The 7,430-nt window shown below is 40.2% G+C and carries 1 protein-coding gene and 1 pseudogene; both read right to left on the bottom strand.

Translation table 11 applies throughout. The features are described from left to right. Nucleotides 1–236: pseudogene (locus SK629_RS09150) on the bottom strand (IS4 family transposase); the annotation flags it as partial. A 152-nt stretch (nucleotides 237–388) separates the two neighbouring features. Then, the gene (locus tag SK629_RS09145) at nucleotides 389–7,135 is read right to left on the bottom strand and encodes a G5 domain-containing protein (RefSeq protein WP_042901551.1); all 6,747 of its coding nucleotides are present in this window, start codon (nucleotides 7,133–7,135) and stop codon (nucleotides 389–391) included. Between the last annotated feature and the right edge of the window lie 295 nt (nucleotides 7,136–7,430).

Genomic DNA, 7,430 nt, shown 5'->3' with positions numbered 1-7,430 from the left:
GGTTTTATTTGATAGCGTCTTTGAACAAAGGCTGAATTTGAAACTGTCAGTCTGGCATCTAGTAATTCTTTTGACAGTGATTTCCCGCCCATTCCCAGAATTGTACGAATCATGGTTTCTAGTGATAACCTTCTTTTACGAGTAAAGGCCTGTTCATCTTGTTTGACGAACTCAACTTTTTGACCAAGGATACTCTGAATACTCTTATTCAAGTGGGATTTAATCTGTTTTATCATGGGAAATACCTCCTTAACTATAGTTTATCACATAAAAAAGAAACCCAAATACAGAATTGTATTTGAATTTCTTAACTTAATGACATTGAGACCGGCTGGTCTTCTCTTTGGGGGAACTAGAATCATTGAAAAGAATGAAGTAAAGATTTTAATTAGTCTTTAAAATTCTTTTGGAATATGAGTAGAGACAATACTGAAGTAATAGCAGCCAAGAATAAGAAGGCATTTGCTTCTTGTTCTCCAGTTTCTGGGAGTTGTTTTTCCTTGTCTTGTTTAACTGTAGTAGTAACAGGTGCTTTTTCATCTTTTCTTGGTGAATCTTCTGTTACAACTGCAGGAGCTGGTTTTTCAGTTTCTCTAGGTAGAACATACTCAGGAAGAGTAACGACTGGTGGCGCCTCTGTTCCTACAGAACTTTGTTTAGTTCCAACTTCAATCACTCGGTCTAGAGCTGGAGTTGATTCAGTTTGAACTACCTTACGATTGCTGCCGTCTACTTCGACGTACTCAACTAGCAAACCGTCTTTACCTTCTGATAGAACTTGTTCTTTTCCTTTATCTAAGTTTGGATTTTCGCGACGGATAGTCTTGAATGGTACCGCCTTCTTAACAATATCCAAACTTGGAAGTTGGAAGACAAGCTCTTTAACCCCTTCTTCAGGATTTGAAGAAGTAATTGGTTTTTCAGGTTCTTTTGGTAGAAGGTACTCAGGAAGAGTAACGACTGGTGGCGCCTCTGTTCCTACAGAACTTTGTTTAGTTCCAACTTCAATCACTCGGTCTAGAGCTGGAGTTGATTCAGTTTGAACTACCTTACGATTGCTGCCGTCTACTTCGACATACTCAACTAGCAAACCGTCTTTACCTTCTGCTAGAACTTGTTCTTTCCCTTTGTTTAAGTTTGGATTTTCGTGACGGATAGTCTTGAATGGTACTGCCTTCTTGACAATATCCAAACTTGGGAGTTGGAAGACAAGCTCTTTAGCCCCTTCTTCAGGATTTGAAGAAGTAATTGGTTTTTCAGGCTCTTTTGGTAGAAGGTACTCAGGAAGATTCACAACTGGTGGAGTATCTGTTCCTACAGAGCTTTGTTTCGTTCCAACTTCAATCACTCGGTCTAGAGCTGGAGTTGATTCAGTTTGAACTACCTTGCGATTGCTGCCATCTACTTCGACATACTCGATTATAGCACCATCTTTCCCTTCTGCTAGAACTTGTTCTTTTCCTTTGTCTAATTGTGGATTTTCGCGACGGATAGTCTTGAATGGTACTGCCTTCTTAACAATATCCAAACTTGGGAGTTGGAAGACAAGCTCTTTAACCCCTTCTTCAGGACTTGAAGAAGTAATTGGTTTTTCAGGTTGTTTCGGATCAACTGGTTGTTCTGGCTGGCTAGGTTGCAATTGCTTGATTTGTTCAAGAGCGTTATTGAGGGCTTTGTTGACGTCTTCTTGAGTCTTAGCATTTTGGATAGCTGCGATTGCTTTATCAGTAATTTCAACTAATTTCTTCTTAGCATTGTTGTTAGTACCAAGTTCAGCCACTTTTTTCTCGATAGCTTCAGTTAAGCTAGCCATAGCCTTATCATAATTGATTTCAGGCTGTTCAGGTTGTTTCGGTTCAACTGGTTTTTCAGGTTGGCTAGGTTGCAGTTGCTTGATTTGTTCAAGAGCCTTATTGAGGGCTTTGTTGACGTCTTCTTGAGTCTTCGCTTCTTGGATAGCTGCGATTGCTTTATCAGTAATTTCAACTAATTTTTTCTTAGTCTCGTTGTTAGTACCAAGTTCAGCCACCTTTTTCTCGATAGCTTCGGTCAAGTTAGCCATGGCCTTATCGTAATTGATTTCAGGCTGTTCAGGCTGTTTCGATCCAACCGGTTGTTCTGGTTGACTAGGTTGCAATTGCTTGATTTGTTCAAGAGCGTTGTTGAGGGCTTTGTTGACGTCTTCTTGAGTCTTCGCTTCTTGGATAGCTGTGATTGCTTTATCAGTAATTTCGACTAATTTCTTCTTAGCCTCGTTGTTAGTACCGAGTTCAGTCACTTTTTTCTCGATAGCTTCGGTCAAGCTAGCCATAGCCTTATCATAATTGATTTCAGGCTGTTCAGGTTGTTTCGGTTCAACTGGTTGTTCTGGGTCTGTTTCGTCTCCAGGTTTTTGGTAATTTTCATCTTTGCTAAGAATATCTTGCAAAGCAGTGACTGTTGCCATCACATCTTGTACATTTACAGTATCAGAACTTAATTGGGCAGTGAGTTTATCAAGATTAGACTTAAATGCTTGGCGTGCAGTTGCAGTATCTTTCAATCCAGCAGGATCAAAGTTAGACAAGTCTTCTTTCCATTTGGAGATAGATTGAAGGATTTCTGCTTTGCTGTATAGTTCGCTTCCTTCGCCTTGTGTAATGAATTGATCCACTTGCATACCGATTTTTTTGGTCAAATCATTCTTTTCAGGGTCTAGTTGGAGAGTTACTACGTGCAAGTTTTCATCAAGTCCTTTTAGGCTGACTAGAGTCTGGTCACCTTGGCGTTGGGCAGCATGACCGCTAAAGTATTTCTTACCATCAATAGTGGATGCATTGCCCATTCCATCTTGATAGGTGACTTCTTTACCATCAAGGAATACTTTGTAGACACCATGACCTGGGTCAACAAATCCTTTGATTTCTAAGCCTGTACCATAGAAATAAGCAGTCACAGTTGTCTTTTTCTTCTGATCCTCTGTCAGATGTCCAAATGATACCCATGATTCAGTGTTTTGGTATTTGCCAGAAGAGTTGGTTTCGTGTCTCCATCCAGGACTGTAATCTAATTGGCTAGCTTGGTCGTCGTAATTTGTCTGATTTGTCTTCAATAAATCAGCTTTCATTACTCGAATAGTTGCGTCGGTAGCAAAACCGAGTAGAGCACCATCAGACGCAGAAGTGAGTTTTGCTTTGAAGTCAAAGATTGAGTCAGCTTGTTCGGTGAAGTCGATAGTTGGAATGGTAACAGTTTTCTCTGTTTCACCATCTGAAAAGGTCACATCTTGAGTTGTATCTTGGTAAACCTTACCGTGAACACCTGTTCCAGGTTCCGTAATGAAGCGAACGGTAGCAGCTCCTTTGCTTCCACCAACACGTTTAATGGTAACAGTAACAGGTTTTCCTTTTTCTACATCGTAAGAAGTTGCTTCAAGCTCAAACATACCCTTACTGTTATTATTTAGAGTGTAGATTCCTTCTGTAGCGATTGGTTCACCTGTTTTGTTAACGAGCGTAATAGTGTGTTCTCCAGGTGCTAAATCACCAGTTTCGTAAACTTTTTGGCTACGTTTACGGCTACTGTTCTTGGTTTGTACATCTGCGACTTTTTGACTATCCACGAATACAGACATTTCACCATGGCTTGGATCGACTGTTGATACAACATAAGCCTTGGTTCCTGTGAAACGATAGGTGACTTTGGCGTCTTTCTTGTTGGTCCACATAGAAGTGCCGCGAATACCTTCTGACTCGTTGTACCAAGTTGTACCTTCCTTGTCAGCCGTTGTATTTGAGTGGTATTCTAGTCCAAGAGGATAGCCATCATTCTTTTCGATAGTGCTTGGAGTTTTAAAGACTGAGAAGTTGGTTAGGATTGGTGTAGCTTGTGAGCCAGTAATCGTAACTCGGATTTTTTGTGCTTCTACAGGTTGACTTTGGACCAAACGACGATAGCCTACGGTTGAACCTTCACCATATGGAACCCAGCGACCGTTGATCTCGACTTCGATTTTGAATCCAGAAATACGTTGTCCTTTGGCAATATCTTCCTTGAGTTCCACGACGTCAAAACGTCTCTTTTGTCCTAAATCAACTGTGAAACTACCAGTTGTAGCATCATTTGAAAGCGCCCAGCTAGTATCGTTTTTACCGTCTGTAAGGTGGCTGGCCTTGTAGAGATGATTCTGACGAGTAGAACTTGCCGTAACAGTCGCACCTTTGGCAAAGTCAGTCGCATACATTTGATCAAGGGTTGCCTTGAACTCTTTCAAGCGAGCCACATCAGCATCTGCGAATTTACCTTCTTTGTTTGGTGGAATGTTGAGAAGAAGTGGCGTTCCACGACCAACAGACTTGAAGTAGATATCCATCAATTCTTTGAGGGATTTTGGCTGCTGGTTATCGTGGTAGAACCAGCCAGAACGGATAGAAACATCTGCTTCCCCTACAGAGTACATATCTCCGTCAGGGTCACCGTGGTTAAGGTATTCGTTCTTAACGTTTTCGGTGATATTTGCTTTCTTGACCTTGTGCCATACAGGGTCACCGGCGATACCACGCTCATTTCCAATCCAACGGACACTTGTTGGTTCGGCAGAGAAGATAGCGATATCTCCTTCAGCTTCCTTGATGTATTTGAACCACTCATCAAAAGTATAGGTTACTTTTTGGGCACCGCTACCGCGTGCTCCATCCATCCAGACTTCGATAAATTTACCCTTATTACCGTATTTTGGATTGCCAAGGATTTCTTTTAGTTGATTGAGGTAGTATTCGTTGTATTCTTTTTGAGTAGCTACCTTATATTTAGGGCTATTAACATCCCATGGTGATAGGTAAACACCCATGTTCATATCGTATTTAGTAGCAGATTTAGAGATTTCTTCTAGAAGGTCCCCTTTTCCATCTTTCCATGGGCTTGCAGCTACGGTATGATTTGTATATTTAGATGGGTAAATAACGAAACCGTCGTGGTGTTTGACAACCATAATAGTGCGTTTAAAGCCAGTTTCCTTTAGAGTACGAATCCATTGGTCTGTATCTAAGTTAGTTGGATTGAAGTTTTTAGGATCTTCATTTCCGTGTCCCCACTCAGAATTGGTATAAGTATTCATACCATAGTGGATGAAGGCGGCTAATTCTTCCTTGTGATAATCAAGTTGAGCCTTGCTTGGAAGCGGACCGTGATTTCCGATTTCTGTTTCCTTATCTTCTGGATGAGCAACAGGTAAAACAGTTGAAGTCGGATTAGAGCTATCAGAGATTTTTTCGTATTCAAAGACGATATCATTCACACCCTTGTGCTGGATGCTGGCTTCTAAGCGTGGAGTGATTGCGCGGTAGCCTGCGATTTCTTTTGCTTCAAAAGTATTTACAAAGGAAACATCGTATTCTTTTCCATCGTTATTATCAGTAGTCACATCTGCTAATTCTTGCTCTGAGGCTTTCAAGCGATAATGAATGGCAAATGAACCTTTATTCACTTTATAAACCACCTTGATGACCCGTGTTCCTGGAGCTGTTTTGCTGACGACCTTGTAAGTCCACTCATCTTTGAGTTGCTTGTTGATTTCGACGCCATCAATAGAGACAATCTGGTATTTCTCTTGATTTTTTGTATAGAAGTCGGTCTTAGCGATTTCTTTTTTGAAGTCATAATCAAAAGCTGTTCCAACTTCGGTCTTTTCAACAAAAGTATCATCAGTTTTGATTGGATTGCCAGTTTCGTCTACGTGTTGAACCACTACACGTCCGTAATCGATTCCTTTAATGAGTGTTGCAACACCGTTTTCATCGAAAGAATATTGATTTTCACCAATAACAGCAGTTTTATTTCTGAACATTTCTCCTTCAGGAGTAAAGTAATATCGTTTCCCATTATCACCTTGGTACCAACCTTTGACACCATATTTAGCGATAATATCTTTTACCCATTTGACTTGCTCAGGGGAGAGAACGATTCCACCACCGAAACGGTCTTTGTCAGGGATGCCGTTTTCGATTGTGCCGTGTTGGTGAACACCGACTACTTTACCATCGCCGTTGATAATGCCAGCACCTGAAAGGCCTGAAATAGAAGTCATATGATAGGTGATGCCTTTTGAGCCTTTATCATCATACTTATCAACAGACTTCACAACACCATCTACCTTGTAAAGTTGACCAGCAACAATTGGTTTTTTGAGCTCTGGTGAGCTTGAATCGTTCGGATATCCAATCGTGCTAACAGGATCTCCTGGTTGATAGGTTTTATTTTCTGCCAAGGGAACAAAGGTAGCAGCTTTATTTGGACTAGCGATTTGAAGAGGAACAGGTGCTACAACAGCAGCCAAGTCATTTTGATATCCTTTTCCAAATTCTTTCTTGTTCCAAAAATGAATATCTTCTTCTTTAAAAAGAGTAGTATTACCCGTTACAGGTTGAGAATTACGAACTGCAGAATTAGAACCGAGGTTATAGTAAAACTTAGCAGAATCTCCACCTCGAATATGTCCTTCTTTTGTATCACGGTTTGATTCTAAAAAGTTGTGAGCGACAGTCAAGATGACATTTGGTGCCACAAAAATACCAGAACCAGGCACGATATAGCGTTGGGAACCACCATTGTAAATAGTGTAAATCATACTAGCAGCAGTAGCAGGTTGTCCTTCATAAGGTACGTGCTTCAAATCTAGACCACCGTTGATGATTGCACGATTAGCATTTTCAGCTTCTTTTGGAAGTTCTTCCTTGTTTTTTAGAATGCTTTCTGTCTCAACTTTTGGGCTATCCTTCTTGTCTACAATTGCTGAAGTATCTATGTTTTTCACGGGCGTATTAGGATAAGCTTGATCGTGGATTTCTTCAGGAAGCAGGTCAGCAGTTTTAGTATCTGCTACAGATTTTTCTTCTGCTGGTTTAACAGTTTTCTCTGCTTGCTCTGACTTTTGAGGTGTAGAGATTACAGGACTTTCATTTTTGATTTCTGGTTTGGTTTTTTCAGCCCCGGCCAATTTTTCTACGTTTGGTTGAGAACTTGTAGCTTCAAATTTTGCTTCGTCCGCTAGTGCTGTTCCAGATGCAAAAAAAGCGAGCCCAACCATAACCGAAGCAACACCAACGGTTAATTTTCTGATGCTAAAAGTTTGCCCTTTTTCAAAAAGGTATCGATTCATAATGTACTCCTAGTTTGAATAAAGACAGTCAGCTACTGTCTGAGCCCAAGTATGACTTGGAAACGATTTTCTTTAATGATAGTTGATTTGTTCAATAGTTTGAGTATAACCTTCCTCCTATTTAAGCGCTTTCATCTTAAGATAAAAAATTTAAATTGCCATCTTAATCTTTAAAATGACCCAAAATCCTTAATATAACAAATATACTAAATTATTCCAAGAAATGCAATAGAGAAATGTAAGAAAATCAATCTAACTTAAAGAAATTCATTTGCTTTTTAAAGAAAAAATACAT

The organism is Streptococcus mitis (genome assembly GCF_000722695.1).
Taxonomy (GTDB): domain Bacteria; phylum Bacillota; class Bacilli; order Lactobacillales; family Streptococcaceae; genus Streptococcus; species Streptococcus mitis_O.
Note: the sequence above shows the minus strand (reverse complement) of the source record. Positions and strands in the feature narration are given on the sequence as shown.

What these genes read in the sequence shown, in the direction of transcription:
- SK629_RS09145 (WP_042901551.1), bottom strand. Translation starts at nt 7,135, where the DNA reads ATGAATCGATACCTTTTTGAAAAAGGGCAAACTTTTAGCATCAGAAAA.